Origin of the sequence: Herminiimonas glaciei (assembly GCF_042664955.1) — a bacterium.
GTDB lineage: Bacteria > Pseudomonadota > Gammaproteobacteria > Burkholderiales > Burkholderiaceae_D > Oxalicibacterium > Oxalicibacterium glaciei.
Map to the genome: position 1 here is coordinate 201,161 of NZ_JBHTBU010000001.1, position 19,162 is coordinate 220,322.

The 19,162-nt window shown below is 54.3% G+C and carries 16 protein-coding genes; 11 read left to right on the top strand and 5 right to left on the bottom strand.

The window, feature by feature from the left end; all coding sequences use genetic code 11:
* Positions 1-3: 3 nt before the first annotated feature.
* The 4 genes from cysT to xseA all read right to left on the bottom strand — a co-directional run bounded on the left by cysT (position 4) and on the right by xseA (position 4,683).
* Positions 4-840, bottom strand: a complete 837-nt coding sequence (cysT, locus tag ACFQPC_RS00930) for a sulfate ABC transporter permease subunit CysT (protein WP_041296596.1) — start codon at positions 838-840, stop codon at positions 4-6.
* A 169-nt stretch (positions 841-1,009) separates the two neighbouring features.
* Positions 1,010-2,020 carry a thiosulfate ABC transporter substrate-binding protein CysP gene (cysP, locus tag ACFQPC_RS00935; protein ID WP_012080442.1) on the bottom strand — a complete coding sequence of 337 codons (1,011 nt, stop codon included), beginning with the start codon at positions 2,018-2,020 and terminating at the stop codon, positions 1,010-1,012.
* Positions 2,021-2,374: 354 nt separating this feature from the next.
* Positions 2,375-2,953, bottom strand: coding sequence for a superoxide dismutase [Fe] (gene sodB, locus ACFQPC_RS00940; protein WP_012080441.1), 579 nt, complete (start codon positions 2,951-2,953; stop codon positions 2,375-2,377).
* 368 nt (positions 2,954-3,321) lie between these two features.
* Complete coding sequence (gene xseA, locus ACFQPC_RS00945) at positions 3,322-4,683, bottom strand: exodeoxyribonuclease VII large subunit (RefSeq protein WP_382269789.1); 1,362 nt, start codon at positions 4,681-4,683, stop codon at positions 3,322-3,324.
* A gap of 158 nt (positions 4,684-4,841) precedes the next feature.
* Between xseA and ACFQPC_RS00950 the strand changes: the two genes are divergently transcribed.
* A complete protein-coding gene (locus ACFQPC_RS00950; RefSeq protein WP_382269790.1) occupies positions 4,842-6,548 on the top strand; it encodes a methyl-accepting chemotaxis protein in 1,707 nt (568 codons plus the stop codon).
* Between the two features lie 34 nt (positions 6,549-6,582).
* Here ACFQPC_RS00950 and rarD read toward each other — a convergent pair whose 3' ends face one another.
* The gene (gene rarD, locus ACFQPC_RS00955; protein WP_382269791.1) at positions 6,583-7,470 is read right to left on the bottom strand and encodes an EamA family transporter RarD; all 888 of its coding nucleotides are present in this window, start codon (positions 7,468-7,470) and stop codon (positions 6,583-6,585) included.
* A gap of 147 nt (positions 7,471-7,617) precedes the next feature.
* Here rarD and ACFQPC_RS00960 point away from each other — a divergent pair, with 147 nt between their 5' ends.
* The 10 genes from ACFQPC_RS00960 (at position 7,618) to ggt (ending at position 19,143) form a co-directional block, all read left to right on the top strand.
* Positions 7,618-8,334 (top strand): hypothetical protein, encoded by a 717-nt coding sequence (locus ACFQPC_RS00960; RefSeq protein ID WP_382269792.1) that lies wholly within the window; start codon positions 7,618-7,620, stop codon positions 8,332-8,334.
* Between the two features lie 437 nt (positions 8,335-8,771).
* The gene (locus ACFQPC_RS00965; protein ID WP_382269793.1) at positions 8,772-10,397 is read left to right on the top strand and encodes an AAA family ATPase; all 1,626 of its coding nucleotides are present in this window, start codon (positions 8,772-8,774) and stop codon (positions 10,395-10,397) included.
* Positions 10,398-10,808: 411 nt separating this feature from the next.
* Positions 10,809-11,420, top strand: coding sequence for a MotA/TolQ/ExbB proton channel family protein (locus ACFQPC_RS00970; RefSeq protein ID WP_012080433.1), 612 nt, complete (start codon positions 10,809-10,811; stop codon positions 11,418-11,420).
* A gap of 21 nt (positions 11,421-11,441) precedes the next feature.
* Positions 11,442-11,876 carry an ExbD/TolR family protein gene (locus ACFQPC_RS00975; protein ID WP_012080432.1) on the top strand — a complete coding sequence of 145 codons (435 nt, stop codon included), beginning with the start codon at positions 11,442-11,444 and terminating at the stop codon, positions 11,874-11,876.
* 60 nt (positions 11,877-11,936) lie between these two features.
* Positions 11,937-12,980 carry a tetraacyldisaccharide 4'-kinase gene (gene lpxK / locus ACFQPC_RS00980; protein ID WP_382269794.1) on the top strand — a complete coding sequence of 348 codons (1,044 nt, stop codon included), beginning with the start codon at positions 11,937-11,939 and terminating at the stop codon, positions 12,978-12,980.
* Positions 12,961-13,143: a Trm112 family protein gene (locus ACFQPC_RS00985; protein ID WP_382269795.1), complete on the top strand. Its 183-nt coding sequence runs from the start codon at positions 12,961-12,963 to the stop codon at positions 13,141-13,143. Before lpxK ends, ACFQPC_RS00985 begins: the two co-directional genes overlap by 20 nt.
* Positions 13,144-13,177: 34 nt before the next feature.
* Positions 13,178-13,930: a 3-deoxy-manno-octulosonate cytidylyltransferase gene (kdsB, locus tag ACFQPC_RS00990; RefSeq protein ID WP_382269796.1), complete on the top strand. Its 753-nt coding sequence runs from the start codon at positions 13,178-13,180 to the stop codon at positions 13,928-13,930.
* A 166-nt stretch (positions 13,931-14,096) separates the two neighbouring features.
* Positions 14,097-14,753, top strand: coding sequence for an adenylate kinase (gene adk / locus ACFQPC_RS00995; protein WP_382269797.1), 657 nt, complete (start codon positions 14,097-14,099; stop codon positions 14,751-14,753).
* 275 nt (positions 14,754-15,028) lie between these two features.
* Positions 15,029-17,176, top strand: a complete 2,148-nt coding sequence (locus ACFQPC_RS01000; RefSeq protein WP_382269798.1) for a sodium-translocating pyrophosphatase — start codon at positions 15,029-15,031, stop codon at positions 17,174-17,176.
* 188 nt (positions 17,177-17,364) lie between these two features.
* Entirely contained in the window at positions 17,365-19,143 is a 1,779-nt protein-coding gene (gene ggt, locus ACFQPC_RS01005) for a gamma-glutamyltransferase (protein ID WP_382269799.1), read from the top strand.
* Positions 19,144-19,162: the final 19 nt, after the last annotated feature.

Genomic DNA, 19,162 nt, shown 5'->3' on the forward strand with positions numbered 1-19,162 from the left:
CCCTTATGCTTTCTTGAAGAATCGTCCCTGCACAACCTGCAGCAGGAACAAGAGGATGAGCGAGGCCAGCAGCACGACCGACGCGATGGCGGCAGCGGCAGGGTAGTTGTACTCCTGCAGGCGCACGAACAGCATCAGCGAAGTCACTTCGGTTTCGAACGGGATATTGCCGGCGATCATAATGACCGCACCAAATTCACCGAGGCTGCGGATGAAAGCTTGTGAGGAACCGGTGATCAGTGCCGGGATCAGTGTCGGTAAAATCACGCGCCAGAAAATTTGCCACTTATTGGCACCCAGCATCAGTGCGGCTTCTTCCAGTTCCTTTTCCATATCTTCCAGTACTGGTTGTACCGAGCGTACGATGAAAGGCAGGCTGGTGAAGGTCATCGCGACGACGATGCCGGGGAAGGCATAGGAAATCTTGATGCCGAAAATTTCAAACCATTGCCCGAGCCAGCCGGTCGGGATGAACAATGCGGACAGGGTAATGCCTGCGACCGAGGTCGGCAGTGCAAACGGCAGGTCGACCAGTGAATCGATCAGGCGACGGCCGGGAAAATCGTAACGGGTAATGATCCACGCCAGCAGGAAACCGATGAAGGTCACGATGATGGTGGAGTAAAACGCGCCCTGTATCGTGATCTTGTAACTTTGCAGCACGCGCGCATCGGTGATCGCAAACCAGTATTGGTCCCAGCTCATGCCGCTGACGTACAGCAACAGCGCCGAAATCGGCAACAGGATCACCAGGCTGATATACAGCGTCGAAAAGCCAAAGCTCATCGAAAAGCCCGGCAGGATAGGCGTACTACGGAAAAAGCGAAGAGACAGGTTCACGGTATGTGCGGGTCAGGGCAGTGCGGCGTCACTGCAAAACGGTATCTGTAAAAACAAACGACCATCCAGTAACGGATGGTCGTGTGGATGGCGGCATTGTAAACCACCATCATCCTGTATGACAAAGGTGCTGCCGGCGTAGTGTCAAATTCACGTCGCCGGCCCTCTATCAACGACGTTGCGACAGCAACTGGTCGAGTACGGCACCACCGGCAAAATGCTTGGCCTGGATATCATCCCACGAACCGAGTACTTTGGTCGGATCGATCAGGCGGACTTTTGCGTAACGGTCAGCCACCACTTTGGCGACGTCCGGGTGATGGACGCGGTAGTTGAAGGTGGTCAGCAAGAGCTGGATTTCACGCGAGTATTCATAGTTCAGGTAAGCCGTTGCGACTTTACGAGTGCCTTTTTCATCGACAACTTTGTCAACGACAGCAACCGGGAACTCAGCCAGTACCGAGACTGGTGGTACGACGATTTCATATGCGCCGGACTTGAATTCATCACTCTTCGCGATGTTGATCACTTCCGATTCAAAGGTCAGCAATGCATCGCCCTGGTTATTCTGTGCGAACGCTACGGTTGCGCCACGGCCACCGGTAGGGAAGTTCACAACGTTGTGCAGCAGTTTGCCGACGAATTGCTTGGTTTGTGCTTCGTCACCCTTGAACTTCTCGTTCGCGTACAGCCATGCGCCGAGGTAGGTGTAGCGTGCGTTACCGGAAGTTTTCGGGTTAGGGAAAACGACTTTTACGTCATCACGTACCAGGTCATCCCAGGTTTTGATATTTTTCGGATTGCCTTTGCGCACCAGGAAAGCGATGGTGCTGTAGTAAGGCGAGCTATTGTTAGGGAAGGCTTTTTGCCAGTCCTTACGCACCAGGCCGCGTTGCGCCAGGATGTCGATGTCGGTGACCTGGTTGAAAGTAACGGTATCTACCTTTTTACCCTGGATGATGTCTTGTGCCTGACGTGAGGTACCGGCAAACGATTGATCGATCTTCAGGTCCTGGCCGGTTTCGGCTTTCCATTTAGCCTGGAATTTAGGATTGATCGCAGCGAACACTTCGCGAGCCACGTCATATGACGCGTTGAGCAAAGGTTTTTCCTGCGCCTGGGCGGCGCCGGACAGCAAAGTGGCGGTTGCCGCTGTCAGTAAAACAACTTTCTTAAACATGAACATTCTCCATATTTTGGTAAAAAGGGGTGGTAAGGGGATTGCCGACGATACGGTTTCCGCGGCGAAAACCGCCTGATCCCATCGATGCAATCGGGTAACTTACCGAATGGAAATGAATATAACAAATTTGCTTATTCGTTCAAACTATAGTTTTTGCATGTCTTCATGCTAAAAACGCATAAGGGAGCGGTTTTGTTATTTATTTAGGGTGGGATGCTGTTTTTTCTCCACGAAGAGGGAACAGCATCGTCTACACGCAAACTAAACAAACAATAAAAAACGCCCCGATTTCTCGAGGCGTTTTCTGCAATCCGGTTTAATGCATCGGCTAGCCAATGCATTTAAACATAATTAAGCCAGGTTCTTCGCAACGAAGTCCCAGTTAACCAATGCCCAGAACGATTCAACGTACTTAGGACGCGCATTGCGGTAGTCGATGTAGTAAGCGTGTTCCCAAACGTCGCAGGTCAGCAATGGTTTGTCAGCGCCTGTCAATGGGCAGCCGGCGTTCGAGGTGTTAGCCAGGTCGAGCGAGCCGTCAGCTTTTTTCACCAACCATGTCCAGCCGGAGCCGAAGTTGGTTACGCAAGACTTGGTGAACTCTTCCTTGAACTTGTCGAAGGAACCCCATTTTGCATTGATCGCATCAGCAACTGCACCAGTTGGAGCGCCGCCGCCGTTTGGCTTCAGGCCGTTCCAGTAGAAGGTGTGGTTCCATACTTGGGCTGCATTGTTGAAAACACCGCCGGAGGATTTCTTGATGATTTCTTCGAGCGATGCGTTTTCGAATTCGGTACCTTTGATCAGGTTATTCAAATTCGTTACGTATGTCTGGTGATGTTTACCGTAATGGAATTCGAGCGTCTCTTTCGAGATGTGTGGAGCAAGTGCATCCAACGCATAGGGCAGTGCCGGCAGGGTATGTTCCATGGTCGTCCTTCTATATGGGGTTGAAAATGAAGATGTTCTTTTTGAAAGGCGTTCATTGTAAAGCGGTTACGCCTTGCTTGCACACGACGCAGATCAATTTCCGGCAAGGTGAAAAATCACGCATGGAAAATGATAAAAAATTCAGTCGGAAAATTTTCTGTGATGCTGTGCAAAGCCAATAAACATAAGGCTTTGTACGATTTACAGTGCGTTAGTTTTCACTCATTAATTGAGAATAATTCTCGTTATTATTTGAGTTGAATTGGCTGTGATTTTTGTGTTTTGCGCTCGATTGCGATACTTGCGACGGGAATCATCATGCCTGGATTTTTTGTTTTAAGGTGTTCGCGCGTGCAAGCAGACAGGTTTTATTCCAAGGTTTCCTGCACGCTGGCGATACCCACCTGCGCCGTGCCATCGGCCAGTCGCACGGTCACATTTTGGCGCGCTTGCAGTTCTTTCGGAGCGCGTACTATCTTGCCTTTTTCATCGGTGATCATTGCGTAACCACGCTCCAGTGTGCGTTGCGGGTTCAGCATCTCCAGTTGCGCGGAAAGGGCGGCCAGGCTTTGTTTTTGGCTGGCGATATTGTTGCTGATCTGATTGCTCATGCGACGCGCGTGATTGATCACATGTAAACGTTGCGCTTGCGTATCCGGTAATTGCGAGAGCCAGCGATTGCGTAATTGCGCCAGCGCGAACTGCGCCTTGCTGAGCGGGATGCGGGTTGCATGGCCGAGGCGTGCCTGCAGGTTTTGCAGCTTCATTCTTTCATGCGCAATATACGCGGCCGGGCTGATCAGGCGGCGTGACAGCCAGTCCAGTGTTTGTGCGGTATCGGATAACTGTCTCTTCAACACGTAACGCATGTCATCAGCTTGTGCTTCCAGCCGGGCTAACCAGTCGGCGCGCGGAGTCGCTGCGAGTTCGGCCGCGGCGGTCGGGGTCGGTGCGCGCAAGTCGGCAGCAAAGTCGGCGATGGTGAAATCGGTTTCATGGCCGACGCCAACGATGACCGGGATGTCGCAACCGACGATGGTGCGTGCCACCAGTTCATGGTTGAACGACCACAGATCTTCAATACTGCCGCCACCACGACACACCAGCAGCACATCGCATTCGGCCCGGGCGGAAGCGGTCGCTATCGCTTGTGCGATCTTGTTGGCCGAGCCTTCGCCTTGTACCGGCGTCGGATACAGGATCACGCGTACATGCGGTGCGCGGCGTTGCAGTGTCGTCAGGATGTCGCGCAAGGCGGCAGCCTGGGGGCTGGTGACTATGCCTATGGTGCGGGCAAAGCTTGGGATAGCACGCTTGCGCGCCGGATCGAACAAGCCTTCGGCATTCAGCTTTTCCTTCAATTGCAGAAATGCTTCATACAAATTGCCGACTCCGGCACGTCGTATCGCTTCCACGCTCAATTGGTAATCGCCGCGCGGCGCATACAGGGTGACCAGTGCGCGCACTTCCACTTTGTCACCTTCGCGTGGCATGAAATCTGCATATTGAGCTCGACCACGGAACATCACGGCACGCACCTGGGCAGCACTGTCCTTGAGCGTGAAGTACCAGTGTCCGGAGGCGGCACAAGTGAAATTGGAAATCTCACCGGAAACCCAGGACAGCGGGAAATTACGCTCCAGCATGCGCGAGACGGCCTGGTTCAGCGCGGACACGCTGAGTACGGCCGGAGCGGAAGATGGCGGAGACGGGGAGCGGTCAGAAATCATAAATGTTCGTGCTTGGGGCAATTCGCGGACGCAATGCGCTGCTTCACGCACGAAATTAGTGCAATAGGGCAACTTTTGCGGGTGGCGATGCTGACAATAAAAACAGATGGTAATGGAATTTGATCCATGAAATGAGTTCTAGTACAGGGAAAATAAAAATGAATATCTTGAATGTAAGGATAGGCGCCCGGCTAGCCATGGGCTTCGGGGCGATATTCATCCTGATGGCGACGCTGATTGTATTGGCCTTGCTCCGTTTTAACAGCATAGGAGAGATCAACCATCAACTGGTCGACAGTGACTGGATCAAGGCCGAGGCGGCGGCAACCATAGACGTGACCACGCGTGCCAATGCCCGTCGCAATATGGAACTATTGATGGAAACCGAGCCGACCAGGGTCGCTGCGCTGTTTGCCGATATTGCGAAAAACAAAAAGACGATAGATGAAGCGGTCGTCGTGCTGGACAAGCTGATTTACACCGACAAGGGCAAGGCCTTGATGCAGGAATTCAAGGAAGCGCGTGGCAAGTATGTGGCTTCGTTTGGCAAGGTCGGCAAACTGGTGGCCGACAATCACAGGGATGAAGCCAGGCACTTGCTCCTGTCTGAAACCCTGCCTGCGCTGGACGTTGTGCAAGGCATCGTCGCGCAATTGGCCGCCATGCAAAAGATGATGGTAGAAGAACGCGGTGCAACTGCCGCCGGCCATATCGATGCAGCGATCCAGATGATGATGGTGCTGGGCGCGCTGGCAGCTGTTGGTGGTATTGCGCTGGCTTACTGGATCACGCATTCGATTACCAAGCCGCTGCATGAGGCGGTGAAGATTGCGCAAACCGTCGCGGCAGGTGACCTGACCAGCGTGATCGAAGCCAAGTACAAGGATGAAACCGGCCAGTTACTGCGGGCGCTGAAGGATATGAACACCAGCCTGATACGCATCGTCGGCGAAGTGCGTCACAGCACCGAAGCGATTGCAATTGCCTCGACCCAGATCGCCAGTGGCAATATGGATTTATCGTCGCGTACCGAAGAACAGGCGAGTTCACTGGAAGAAACCGCCTCGTCGATGGAAGAGCTGACCGGTACCGTGCGGCAAAATGCAGACAATGCGCGCCAGGCGAATCAACTGGCCTTGACTGCTTCGTCGGTGGCGAGCAAGGGTGGCGACGTGGTGTCGCAGGTGGTCGATACGATGGGTTCCATCAATGATTCGGCAAAAAAAATCGCCGACATCATAGGTGTTATCGACGGTATCGCTTTCCAGACCAATATCCTCGCCCTGAATGCTGCGGTGGAAGCGGCGCGAGCAGGTGAGCAAGGCCGCGGCTTTGCCGTGGTGGCGGGCGAGGTACGCAGCCTGGCGCAGCGTTCTGCAGCGGCGGCAAAGGAAATCAAAACCTTGATCGGTGACTCGGTACAGAAGGTAAATGCCGGTTCGCGCCTGGTCGACGATGCCGGCAGCACGATGCAGGAAGTGGTGGCCAGTGTGCGTCGTGTCACCGATATCATGGGTGAAATCACCGCTGCCAGCCAGGAACAAACCACGGGGATAGAACAGATCAACCAGGCCGTGATCCAGATGGATAGCGTGACCCAGCAAAATGCCGCGCTGGTTGAGCAGGCTGCCGCTGCAGCTGCATCACTGCAGCATCAAGCCGGTAGCCTGGCGCAGGTGGTGGGAGTCTTTAAACTGCATCACAGCGAAGCGCTGCATGTGTTGCCGGCAACGCCGAAAGCAACGGTATCGGTATTGCCGCAAAAGGCTGCTGCGGTGCAGATAGCGAACAAGGCTGCGCCGCCGCCAAAGGAAGACAAGCGTTCCGAACTGGCCGTGGTCGGTGATGAATGGGAGCAGTTTTAAGGGAGGAGGAAGGCCGGGAAGTCTCCGGCCTTTTTTAAATCTTCAGGTTGTGACGCGTGTAAACGTTCTTCACACCTTCGACAATCAGCAGCAGGACGGCAATCCAGATCGGGATATAAGTCAGCCATTCCGCACCATCTATGGTTTCACCCAGCAGCAGGGCGACTACCACCAACAAGACCGGTTCCACATAACCGAGCAAACCGAACAGGCTGAGGCTGAGGGTTTGGCTGGCGATCATGTAAAACAGCAGCGCAAACGCGCTGAGGACGCCGAGCACGGGGATCAGTACATACAGTCGCGGGAAATCACTCAGTGACGCTATGCCGACATCTCCGGTGTAGACAAACCACACACCAGCCGGGATCAGGAACACCATGTCAAACCACAGTCCGCCAATATTGTTTGAACCGAGGCGACGACGCAGCACGAAGTAAACCGGATAGCCGAGCGCGACCAGCATGGTTTCCCATGACAGACTGCCGATTTGCAGCAGCTCATTCGCAACGCCGACGGCGGCACACATGGCAGCCAGGTTTTGCAGGCGCGACAAGCGTTCCTTGTAAATAATGCGACCGGTCATCAGCATCGTCAGCGGCAGCAGGAAGTAACCGAGCGACACATTCAGCGCGCGGCCATGCAGAGGTGCCCACATGAAGAGCCACAGCTGCACACCGAGGAAGGCGGAAGTGGCCAGTGCGCCCAGGATAAGCGCCGGGTTTTGTCGCATCCGGTGCAGCAGGTTCAGGATCAGGCCTTGTTGCCGCCGCGACCAGATGAACAAGGTAAGGAAAGGGAAGGTCAGCAGCGTGCGCCAGCCAAAAATTTCCTCGCCATTCAACGGTGCCAGCAGGGTGGAGTAATAATAAAGGACCGCAAACAGGACGGAGCTGGTGACGGAAAACGTAATACCTTTGGACACTGAGACTCCGCGATGAATTGATACAATTTTGTGCGCTAGTATATGGTTTTTTTGTCTATTCAGCGTTGTCGTGTGTCCAAAATTAGAACGCTGGTTCGAATACCCCGGATCACTTTGATCCTTAAAATTTAACTTCTGTCAGGAATCATGAAAAAGCTACTTATCTGTTTGATAGCGATATTTGTCTCGGGCTGTGCGGCTAAAAAATTGAGTGAAACTGATGAACAAAGGATCAGGAACGTTGGAGTTGTATCCATCATTCCAGAAGATGCTACTTTCCAGAAAATCGGACTTACGGTGTTCAACAACGAGAAAACCGTTATCGACATGAATGGACAACTGACTGCAACGATTACTTCAACAGTCAATTCAAGGTTGGCGCAGTCACGACCACAATGGAAGGTGAAAGATATCGGCTTTGAGCAGAGCGCTCTATTGGAAAAATACAAGACCTCCGACGGGAAAATCCCGTCTGATCCGGGGAAAATCAAAAAAGATTTGGCCCAACTGGCAAAAAATAATGGTCTTGATGCAATCATCGTTTTTTTCCCTATGAGCTATGAGCACGCCATACCTGGAAAAGGTGTGGGCGTAATATTACGGACCATGAGTCTGTCATCGATAGGGAGAGGGTATGCGCATGCGGCTATTGGCATGACTTTCGTTGACCAGCAAGGTGAGACCATGGTGTATGAGCATATCGGTGCCGAAAAGTTTTCCAAGGCAATCGATGTCGATGGATACGGGATGAAGTACTCCCTGGAAGCCAATATGACACCTGAGATGACGGATAGGCTAAAGGCGGATATGAAGAACTTATTACAGCAAAACATTACCACTACCCTGATTTCAATTGGTATGTGAGGATGTGGTGTCGGCTACCTATGAATCGGAAAGCAGGACATCCCGTTTGCTGCGGATTACATAGGTGCCGATGGCTAATGGCCGGATATGCACGCTGTTTGGCTCGATATCGTCTATGCCCCGTCCGTTACCGGCCAGCCCCCGGCTTCACATGCCCAACTTAATGCTTTATGATGAGCGAGGCAATGCGGGAAGGATATGTTCCCAGAGACATACAGTAGCGCACTGAAGACGGGAAGACATGACAGAGGTGGGCTGCTGAATATCGTTTCCGGCAACCGGCATCACACATACAGAAGGCTTCCAGATATGGAAGCCGTTTTATTTTGTAATGTTGCATTGCACACTGAATATCTGTTTTCCAGGTTTCTGCCTTGATCACGCCCGAAGTTTTGGGCATTTACCTGTGCCGAGCACGAAATTAGCAGGGAGTTGTGATGGATTTTGAAATACCGGAATCGATGGTGAGTGTACTGTTGGAGATGATTGAGTCCGAATCTCCACTGGCCAAGCGTCTTTCCGAACATGGCGTCTGCCATGGCCGCATGATAGTCAATAGCAAGCTGTTCGACGCGAAAGCGATGAACACGCTATACAGCCTGTGCAAGGCACAGGATGACCGTGCGTTGATGTTCCAGATGCTGGCTCTGGATAACATCCTGGGCGCGCCACAGGCACGCAAGATTCCCGACCTCGACAAGCTGGTCCCCGGCCTCGCCGCGTATTTCTCCCGCGATGTGATCGACGGCTGGCTGTACAAACGCAATAAGGATGGCGTCCTCTTGCCATGGCTGATCCATCGCCTGCGCCATGTGGTGCCGGACCAGGGCGCGCCTTACGTCGTGATCGACCTGATCGCCAATACCATGCAGGCTGCCGGTCGCGAAGAGTCGTCCGACTTGCGCATGCGCCGCGCCGGCATGACGAATGCGATCGTCATCAATTCACACGACATCGCCAACCGCACGATTCCGGAATTGCTGACCGAGCTCGGCTATTTCAAGGAATGCCCGGAATTCAAGCAAGAGTACGAAGTACAGGCGAAACGCTTCCTCAAATACCAGCGCCAGTTCGGCAAGCAATTCATCGCGCGCAATGCCGCGTTCACGATGGATGAAAAATTCCGCATCGGCATGCTGCCTTTCAAGGCGGGCACGACGGCGAAATGCGTGAACGATGAAGAAATCCTGGATCGTCGCTTCGAAATGATGACGGACGCAGAATTCTGGCGCCAGAACGGTTTCGAGCAGGGCTTTGAAAAGATACCGCTGCATTGCTATGTACATTTGTTCCATCTGGAACTGCACCAGAATATCTGGGTACACGTACAGAATCTGACTTCCTACGAATACAAGCCGGAGTTGCGCGAAAAGCTGATCCTGCCAGTGCAGCACCGCGAGCTGATCGATATCCTGACTGCCGATATGAATGTCTTGATGGAAGATATCGTTGAAGGCAAATCGGGTGGTACGACTATCCTGTGTAAAGGTGCGCCTGGTCTCGGTAAAACCCTGACCGCCGAAGTGTATTCGGAAGTGGTTGGCAAGCCGCTGTACCGGGTGCACTCGGGCCAGTTGGGTATTACCGCCGCTTCGGTGGAGCAAAACCTGTCCGAGATCCTGCGTCGCGCCGCCCGTTGGGATGCGATCCTCTTGCTGGATGAAGCCGACGTTTACATCCGTTGCCGCGACAATGATTTGCAGCACAATGCCATCGTTGCCGAATTCCTGCGTACGCTGGAATACTTCAAGGGTTTGTTGTTCATGACCACCAACCGTGTTGGTGACGTTGATGATGCAATCCTGTCGCGCTGTATTGCAACGATCAAGTATGAAGTGCCGCCGAAGGAAGATGCGATGCGTTTGTGGAAATCGCTGGCGACACAATTCCATGCGGATCTGTCGGATGAGTTGATCGACTCGCTGAGCAATATTTACGCGAAGTGCAGCGGCCGTGATATCAAGGAATTGCTGAAACTGACTTCCAAGTATTGCAAGAGCAAGCAGATACCATACTCTGAAGACGCTTTCAGACAATGTGCGGTGTTCCGCGGTATTCAATAAATTACACGCTTTAAATAAAAAACGCCCGGCATCCATAACAGGTGCCGGGCGTTTTTATTTGTGCCTTGTTTCCATGCGCCGGTCCCGGTACGGAAACCCGGTGTCAGACACACAAGTCGCCGGATATGCACCGCCTCATTTCTATGCAGCAGAAATTTTTTCTTTTAAATCAAGGGCTTCGGCCGCTCGTGTACAGTTACACACAATGTTATCCACAGAAAATGTGCACAAGCTGAATAAGTGGTTCAATGCCTGATAAAAGAATTTCCTGTAGCGTCACGGATGCCGGTTAACATGGCGGTATCGGTCCTTATGCAATGTGGGCAAGCCCTTGCGGGAAACTTGCTCTCCCGGCGTCAAACCGTTACATTCTCCATCCATATTTAACAAATCCCACAAAAGGAGCTTATTTTGCTCGCCATTATTCATGCAGCAGGCTGGCCGATCTGGCTGTTGCTGATCGCTTCCGTTATTGCATTGACCCTGATTATCGAACGCAGCATGTATTTGCGCCGCCGCCGGATTTTGCCGCCGAGCTTGCTGGAAGAAGTGGTACGGGTTTATCGCAGCGGCCGGATTGATGACAATGTGGTCAATACGCTGGAACAGAATTCACCTTTGGGTCGTGTACTCGCCGCCGGCCTGCGCAACGTCGATGCGCCGCGCGACGTCATGAAGGAGTCGATTGAAGAAGCAGGGCGCGGCACCGCACATACGCTGGAACGTTTCCTCACGACCTTGGGTACGATTGCGACGCTGGCACCTTTGATGGGTTTGTTCGGGACCGTGGTCGGCATGATTGAAATCTTCGGTTCGCAAAATGCGACCGGCACCGGCGCCAATCCGGCGCAACTTGCACATGGTATTTCGATTGCCTTGTACAACACCGGTTTCGGCCTCGCGATTGCGATGCCTTCGCTGGTGTTCTACCGCCACTTCCGTGCGCTGGTCGATAGCTTCATCATCGATATGGAGCAGCAGGCGGTGAAGTTTGTCGACATCGTGCACGGCGCACGCAAGTAAGAGCCTGGAAAGAGACGCCTGATGAATTTCCGCAAAGGACAAGGCCGCGAAGATCCGGAAATCAATTTGATCGCCTTCATAGACGTATTGCTGGTGATATTGATTTTCCTGATGGTTTCGACCAGCTACAGTAAATTTACCGCCTTGCAGATTACACTGCCGACGGCCGATGCCGAGAAGGCGATGGACCGGCCGTTTGAAATCAATGTCGGCGTGGATACGCAAGGTCGCTATTCGATCAATAACACGCGCATCGCCGTGCAAAATCCGGAAGCGCTGGCGGCGGAACTGACTGCAGCGGTTGCCGCATCCGGCAAGACCAACACCGATCCTGTCATCATCATTGCAGCCGATGCGACCGCGACGCACCAGACCGTGATCAATGTACTGGAAGCCGCACGCATTGCCGGCTATCCTAAAGTCACGTTTGCCGCACAAACCAGCGGCAAGAAATAAGTTAGCTCACGCACTGGTGCCGACTGTGTCGGCACCAGTGCCTTCATATGGAATCCATCCTTGGCTCTTCAGCGCTCCAACCTTGAAGAATTCCTGACGCAGACCTGGTCCCAGCGTGGGCTGGCGGCCTGCATGCTGTTGCCGGTATCGGCCGTGTTCGGCGGGTTGTCGGCCTTGCGCCGCGCGGCGTATCGCCTTGGTTTGTCAAAAAGCGAACGCCTGCCGGTGCCGGTCGTAGTGGTCGGCAATATCTTTGTCGGTGGTACCGGCAAGACGCCACTGACGATCTGGCTGGTGCATGCCTTGCGCGCTGCCGGTTATACGCCTGCTGTGATTTCCCGTGGTTATGGTGTGCATAACGATGTGCCGCAGGCGGTAACGTCGCAATCGCTGGCGCAGGAAGTTGGCGATGAACCTTTATTGATTGCCTACCGTGCCGAGTGTCCGGTGATGGTCGGGCGTGACCGGGTGGCAGTGGCGACTGCCTTGCTCGCCGTGCATCCGGAAGTCGATGTGTTGATATCGGATGACGGCTTGCAGCATTACCGGATGGCACGCGATGTGGAAATCGTCCTGTTCGACGGGCGCGGTGCGGGGAATGGCTGGCTCTTGCCGGCCGGCCCTTTGCGGGAACCGGTTTCGCGTCGCCGCGATTTCACCGTGCTGAACGGGGCCGCAAATGCACCCGGGTTACCGCCTGATGCAATCCGTATGCAACTGGTCGGCATGACTGCGGAAAAACTGAATGATCGTTCTCAAATCAGTGCGCTGAGCTCCTTTGCCGCGAGCGGCGACAAGCATGCGCCGACTATCCTGGCGGCCGCCGGGATCGGCAATCCGGGACGTTTTTTCGGTTTGCTGCGTAGTGCCGGTTTGCAATTTGAAGAAATGGCTTTGCCCGACCATTACGATTTTGCCGACAATCCCTTTGTCCATGTCAAAGCGGATGTGATCCTGATTACCGAGAAGGATGCAGTAAAATGTCGGCAAAACGAAGGTTTGAGAAACGACACCCGTTTGTGGGTCGTGCCTGTAACAGCGCAGCTTGACGGCGCGCTTGCTGAAAAAATTGTGGAGAAACTCCGTGGACGCTCGATTGCTTGATATTTTGGTTTGCCCGATCTGCAAAGGTCCGCTTGAGCATGACAAAAAAGCGCAAGAACTGATTTGCAAGGCGGATAAGCTCGCCTACCCGATACGCGACGGTATTCCTATCATGTGGGCCGACCAGGCGCGCGACCTGCAAGTCGCACCTGGTACAAACTGAGCCGGCGCTTGCGTCGTCCTACCGGAAACCGCTGATGTCCTTTACCGTCATTATTCCTGCCCGCCTGGCTTCCACCCGCTTGCCGAACAAGCCGCTGGCTGATCTCGGCGGCAAGCCGATGATCGTCCGTGTCGCCGAACGTGCGATGCAATCCGGTGCGGCGCAAGTCATCGTCGCGACCGACCATGCCGATATCTTTGCCGCTTGCGCACAGCACAAGGTGGCAGTGCAAATGACGCGTGCCGATCATCCGTCAGGTACCGATCGGATTGCCGAAGTAGCGGCACTGATAGGTTTGCCGGATGATGCGGTGGTGGTGAACGTGCAGGGTGATGAACCCTTGATCGATCCTTCCTTGATTGCCGCGACCGCGACATTGATTTCGCGTGACGTGCCAATGGCGACTGCTGCGCATGCGATCAGCGAAATCGACGAAGTATTCAATCCGAATGTAGTGAAAGTGGTGCTGGATAAGTCCGGACGTGCACTGTACTTCTCGCGTGCGACCATACCCTGGCATCGCGACGGCTTTGCCATGAGCAAGGATGTGCTCCCGGCCGGCTATGCGCCTTTGCGCCATATCGGCCTGTACGCCTACCGCAATGCTTTTTTGCAGGAATACCCACAGCTCAGCGTTTCGCCGCTGGAGCAACTGGAAGCGCTGGAACAATTACGGGTGTTATGGCACGGTGTGCCGATCGCCGTGCACGTGACGCCACATGCTCCAGTGACAGGCGTGGACACGCCGGAAGACCTGGCACGCGTAAGGCAATTTTTCGCTCAATGATGCGCTGCAGCACGAGCAAAACTGCGCCAAAACAGCGGTTTGATATAATTTTGTGGTAAGTTTCGTGCAAAGTTCATAGGTCAAATCTATAAATCACGACTATCCTCCGGTGCCGCATTAGCGCCCTTCGGTAATAGAATTCAAAAACTCGTTTTAGGGAAATTTCATGCGCCTCATCCTTTTAGGAGCGCCTGGTGCCGGTAAGGGCACGCAAGCTGGTTTCATCAAAGATAAATTCAATATCCCGCAAATTTCGACCGGCGACATGTTGCGCGCTGCGGTCAAGGCCGGCACGCCGCTCGGTATCGCTGCGAAAAAAATCATGGACGAAGGCGGCCTGGTGTCGGATGACATCATCATCGGCCTGGTCAAGGATAGGCTGAAAGAAGCGGATTGCGCGAAAGGTTATTTGTTTGACGGTTTCCCACGCACCATCCCGCAAGCGGATGCAATGAAGGAAGCCGGCGTGGCCATCGATTACGTCTTGGAAATCGACGTCCCTGACGAAGCCATCGTCGAGCGCATGAGCGGTCGTCGTGTGCATCCGGCATCGGGTCGTACATACCACGTGAAATTCAATCCACCGAAAGTGCCAGGCAAGGATGACCTGACCGGTGAAGAATTGATCCAACGCGATGACGACAAGGAAGAAACGGTCAAAAAGCGTTTGTCCGTGTACCACGAGCAGACCGAAGTGTTGGTTGGTTACTACAACCAATGGGCAGCTTCCGGTCAGCCGGGCGCGCCGAAGTATCGCAAGATCGCCGGCGTCGGCCCGGTCGATCAAATACGTGACAGCGCGTTTGCAGCGTTGGCAGGTTAAACAAGGAAAGCGGACACTATGTCCGCTTTTTTCTTATTTGCTCAAATTGCCTTATCGCTATAGCATCGGTATTGTATTGATGCAGTACTAACAGAATCAGGGAAGCAATCCCGCAACAGACTCAGGTAACAAATTCAGCCAGCCCTGGCAGACCCTACCCAATAATAAAAAGGGCGACAGAAAGTTTTGCAGTACGCAGTTAGCACGGAACATCTTTATGTCTGTTGCATTGTCGTAGTGGTCAACTTAGTCGTGAAAAAACAGGAGGAGTCGATATGGCATTAAGTCTATGGTTCGCCATTGCGTGCGGCATTATTGCCGTCGTCTATGGCCTGATCTCACGTAGCTGGATCCTCAAGCAAGACGCCGGCAATGAACGCATGCAGGAAATTGCCGCCGCCATACAACAGGGTGCTGCCGCCTATCTGGCGCGCCAGTACCGCACGATTGCCATCGTCGGCGTCGTCTTGTTCATCATCATTGCATTGGTGCCGGGCCTCGGCCTGATAACCGCGATAGGCTTCCTGACCGGCGCGGTATTGTCCGGTGCCTGCGGTTTCATCGGCATGAATGTCTCGGTACGGGCCAATGTGCGTACCGCACAGGCGGCAACCAAGGGTATGAACGAAGCACTCGACGTAGCGTTCAAGGGTGGTGCGATTACCGGCATGCTGGTGGTCGGCCTGGGTTTGCTCGGCGTCGCGATTTTCTTCCTGATCCTGACCGCAATTGCGAGCGGCGCCGGGGCGTATCACCTGACCTTGCATGATGTGATTACACCGTTGATCGGCCTCGCGTTCGGCGCTTCGCTGATTTCGATTTTTGCCCGGCTCGGTGGCGGTATTTTCACCAAGGGTGCAGACGTCGGTGCCGATTTGGTCGGCAAGGTGGAAGCGGGCATTCCTGAAGACGATCCGCGTAATCCTGCGGTGATTGCAGATAATGTCGGCGACAACGTCGGTGATTGCGCCGGGATGGCCGCCGATCTGTTTGAAACGTATGTGGTGACGCTGATCGCAACCATGTTGCTGGGTACGCTGGTGATGCAGGGCATGGAATTACAGGCGGCGATTTATCCGCTCTTGCTAGGTGGTGTGTCCATCCTGGCTTCCATCGTCGGCTGTGCTATGGTCAAGGCCAAGCCGGGCAAGAAAATCATGTCGGCGCTGTACACCGGTTTATGGTGGGCCGCCGGTTTGTCGCTGATCGGTTTCGCTGTCGTGACCTGGCTGGTGATCCCGCCGGAATTCCAGCTTGCGATGATGGGTTCGGCAGTCGTTGGTATCGTCCTGACCGGTTTGATGGTCTACATCACCGAGTACTACACCGGCACCGATTTCAAGCCGGTACAACATGTGGCGCAAGCCTCGACCACCGGTCATGGTACTAACATCATCGCCGGTCTCGGTGTTTCGATGCGTTCCACCGCATGGCCGGTAGTATCGGTCTGCGCCGCCATCCTGGCTTCCTACTGGCTCGGTGGTTTGTACGGGATCGCGATTGCTGCGACCGCAATGCTGTCGATGGCAGGCATCATCGTGGCGCTCGATGCATATGGTCCGATTACCGATAACGCCGGCGGTATCGCCGAAATGTCCGGCATGCCGGAATCAGTGCGTGCGATTACCGATCCGCTGGATGCAGTCGGCAATACCACCAAGGCCGTGACCAAGGGTTACGCGATTGGCTCTGCCGGCCTGGCCGCATTGGTGCTGTTTGCCGACTACACGCATGCACTGGATTCGGTTGGCAAGAGTACTTCCTTTGATCTCTCCAATCCGATGGTGATTGTCGGCCTCTTCATCGGCGGCCTGATTCCTTATCTGTTTGGTGCGATGGCGATGGAAGCGGTGGGGCGCGCCGCCGGTGCGGTGGTGGTGGAAGTGCGACGCCAGTTCCGCGACATCAAGGGCATCATGGATGGCAGCGGCAAACCGGAATATGACAAGGCGGTCGATATGCTGACCACCGCCGCCATCAAGGAAATGATCATTCCATCGTTGCTGCCGGTGGTGGTGCCTATCCTGGTTGGCCTGATCCTCGGACCGGCCGCGCTTGGCGGTTTGCTGATGGGTGCGATCGTCACCGGTATCTTCGTTGCGATTTCGATGACCACCGGCGGTGGTGCATGGGATAACGCGAAGAAGTACATTGAAGACGGCAATCACGGCGGCAAAGGTTCGGAAGCGCACAAGGCTGCGGTGACCGGTGATACGGTTGGTGATCCCTACAAGGATACCGCCGGTCCTGCCGTCAATCCGCTGATCAAGATCATCAATATCGTCGCCTTGCTGATCGTGCCTTTGTTGCCTGCCACCGGTTTGCAAGTGGTCGACAGTGTGACGAATGTCACTATCGTGACGCCGGCTGCAACCATCGTGGTACCGGTTGATTCGGCACCGGTGACACCGACCCGGCCTTAAACGACTGGCGATATGTGTTGAGGAAAAGCAGCCCCGGCTGCTTTTTCTTTATCCATATGCATATATACATGCCTTATATTTTTGATCGGAAGTGCAAAACGCCTGTTTAACAAACTGACAGTCAGGCGCAAGCGGTTTACACTGGGAGCGCAGCTTTCGCCTTCCTCTTTGCTTCTCCGGGATTTTGCATGATTAAAACGACCGTTCTTGCCGCCGTATTGTCTGCCTTGCTTGCCGGGTGCGGCAGCGCCCCTGTAGTCAAGCCTTACATCCCGATTGAACCGGAAGGCAGCAGCGGTTACACCGAAAAGAGCGGTTGGGTTGCGAAGAAGTATATGGTGGCGGCTGCCAACCCATTGGCGGTGGATGCCGGCTACCAAATGTTGAAGGCGGGTGGTTCCGCAGTCGATGCCGCGATCGCCACACAAATGGTGCTGGGCCTGGTCGAGCCGCAATCATCGGGCTTGGGTGGTGGTGCTTTCATGTTGCATTTTGATGGCGCGCGCGTACTGGCTTTTGACGGTAGGGAAACTGCTCCGAAGAATGTGACCGGTAAATTATTCCAGGCCGCTGATGGCAAGGCCATGCCTTTCCATGAAGCGGTGGTAGGCGGGCGTGCGGTTGGTGTACCCGGCGTGTTACGCATGCTGGAAATGGCGCACAAGCAGTACGGCAAATTGCCATGGGCGACTTTATTCAATCCCGCGATCAAGCTGGCGACCGATGGCTTCGCCGTCAGTCCGCGCCTGGCCATCTTGCTGCAATCAGAAACCTATCTGAAACAAGATCCGGTAGCTGCCGCTTACTTTTACGACGCGCAGGGCAAGCCGCGGCCGGTCGGTTATTTGCTGAAGAATCCGGCACTGGCCGCCACTTTGAAAACAATTGCGCGCGACGGTGCCGATGCTTTTTACAAAGGTGAGATTGCGCGCGATATCGCAAGCAAGGTAGCGCTGCATCCGACTAATCCGGGTGACATGAGCCTGCACGATATTGCCCACTACAAAGCCAGGGTGCGCGAACCTATTTGCAGCGATTACAAAGCCTGGACGGTGTGTGGCATGCCGCCACCTTCTTCGGGTGGGATAGCGATTGCGCAAATACTCGGCATCCTGGAAAAGAAAAACATCGGAGCTTTCCCGCCGGTCAATGGCGAATGGAATGCGAATGCGGTGCATCTGTTTTCGGAAGCGGGACGCCTCGCTTATGCGGACCGGGATCGCTATATTGCCGACCCCGACTTCATCCCATTGCCCGGCGGTAGCGCCTTGCCCATGCTGGATAAAAAATACCTGGCGCGCCGCGCCGCCCTGATCAGCGATACTTCGATGGGCAAGGCGCAGCCGGGTGATCCTTTCAATACCCGCCTGGCCTGGGGTACGACCACTTCACCGGAACTGCCATCGACTTCGCATATCTCGGTAGTCGATGGCCAAGGCAATGCGGTATCGATGACCACTACGATAGAAAACGGTTTTGGTTCGCGCCAGATGGTCGACGGTTTCCTGTTGAATAATGAATTGACGGATTTTTCCTTTGACCCCAGCGATGCGAATGGTTTGATTGCGAACCGCGTGCAGCCGGGCAAGCGGCCACGCAGCTCGATGGCGCCGACCTTCGTGTTTGAAAAGGGCACGAAGAAACTGGTACTGGCCGTTGGTTCGCCGGGTGGTGCTTACATCATTAACTATGTCGGAAAAGTGTTGGTTGGCATGATGGATTGGGGCCTCACGGTGCAGCAGGCGATCGATTTGCCGAACGTCGGCAGTCGCAACGGTCCGACCGAACTGGAACGCGGTCGCGTGCCGCGGTCACTGTTCAATGCCCTGATCGAGAAAAAACATGAAATACAAGTGGTCGAGCAAACTTCCGGCTTGCAAGGCATTATGCGTTTGAATGTGCACGGTGAAGAAGTCTGGTTTGGCGGCGCAGATCCGCGTCGCGAAGGAATTGCAAAGGGAGACTGATGCTAAGTATCGCGCCTGC

What these genes read in the sequence shown, in the direction of transcription:
- sodB (WP_012080441.1), bottom strand. Translation starts at nt 2,953, where the DNA reads ATGGAACATACCCTGCCGGCACTGCCCTATGCGTTGGATGCACTTGCT.
- xseA (WP_382269789.1), bottom strand. Translation starts at nt 4,683, where the DNA reads ATGATTTCTGACCGCTCCCCGTCTCCGCCATCTTCCGCTCCGGCCGTA.
- adk (WP_382269797.1), top strand. Translation starts at nt 14,097, where the DNA reads ATGCGCCTCATCCTTTTAGGAGCGCCTGGTGCCGGTAAGGGCACGCAA.
- ACFQPC_RS00960 (WP_382269792.1), top strand. Translation starts at nt 7,618, where the DNA reads ATGAAAAAGCTACTTATCTGTTTGATAGCGATATTTGTCTCGGGCTGT.
- ggt (WP_382269799.1), top strand. Translation starts at nt 17,365, where the DNA reads ATGATTAAAACGACCGTTCTTGCCGCCGTATTGTCTGCCTTGCTTGCC.
- cysP (WP_012080442.1), bottom strand. Translation starts at nt 2,020, where the DNA reads ATGTTTAAGAAAGTTGTTTTACTGACAGCGGCAACCGCCACTTTGCTG.
- ACFQPC_RS00950 (WP_382269790.1), top strand. Translation starts at nt 4,842, where the DNA reads ATGAATATCTTGAATGTAAGGATAGGCGCCCGGCTAGCCATGGGCTTC.
- ACFQPC_RS00975 (WP_012080432.1), top strand. Translation starts at nt 11,442, where the DNA reads ATGAATTTCCGCAAAGGACAAGGCCGCGAAGATCCGGAAATCAATTTG.
- ACFQPC_RS00965 (WP_382269793.1), top strand. Translation starts at nt 8,772, where the DNA reads ATGGATTTTGAAATACCGGAATCGATGGTGAGTGTACTGTTGGAGATG.
- ACFQPC_RS01000 (WP_382269798.1), top strand. Translation starts at nt 15,029, where the DNA reads ATGGCATTAAGTCTATGGTTCGCCATTGCGTGCGGCATTATTGCCGTC.
- kdsB (WP_382269796.1), top strand. Translation starts at nt 13,178, where the DNA reads ATGTCCTTTACCGTCATTATTCCTGCCCGCCTGGCTTCCACCCGCTTG.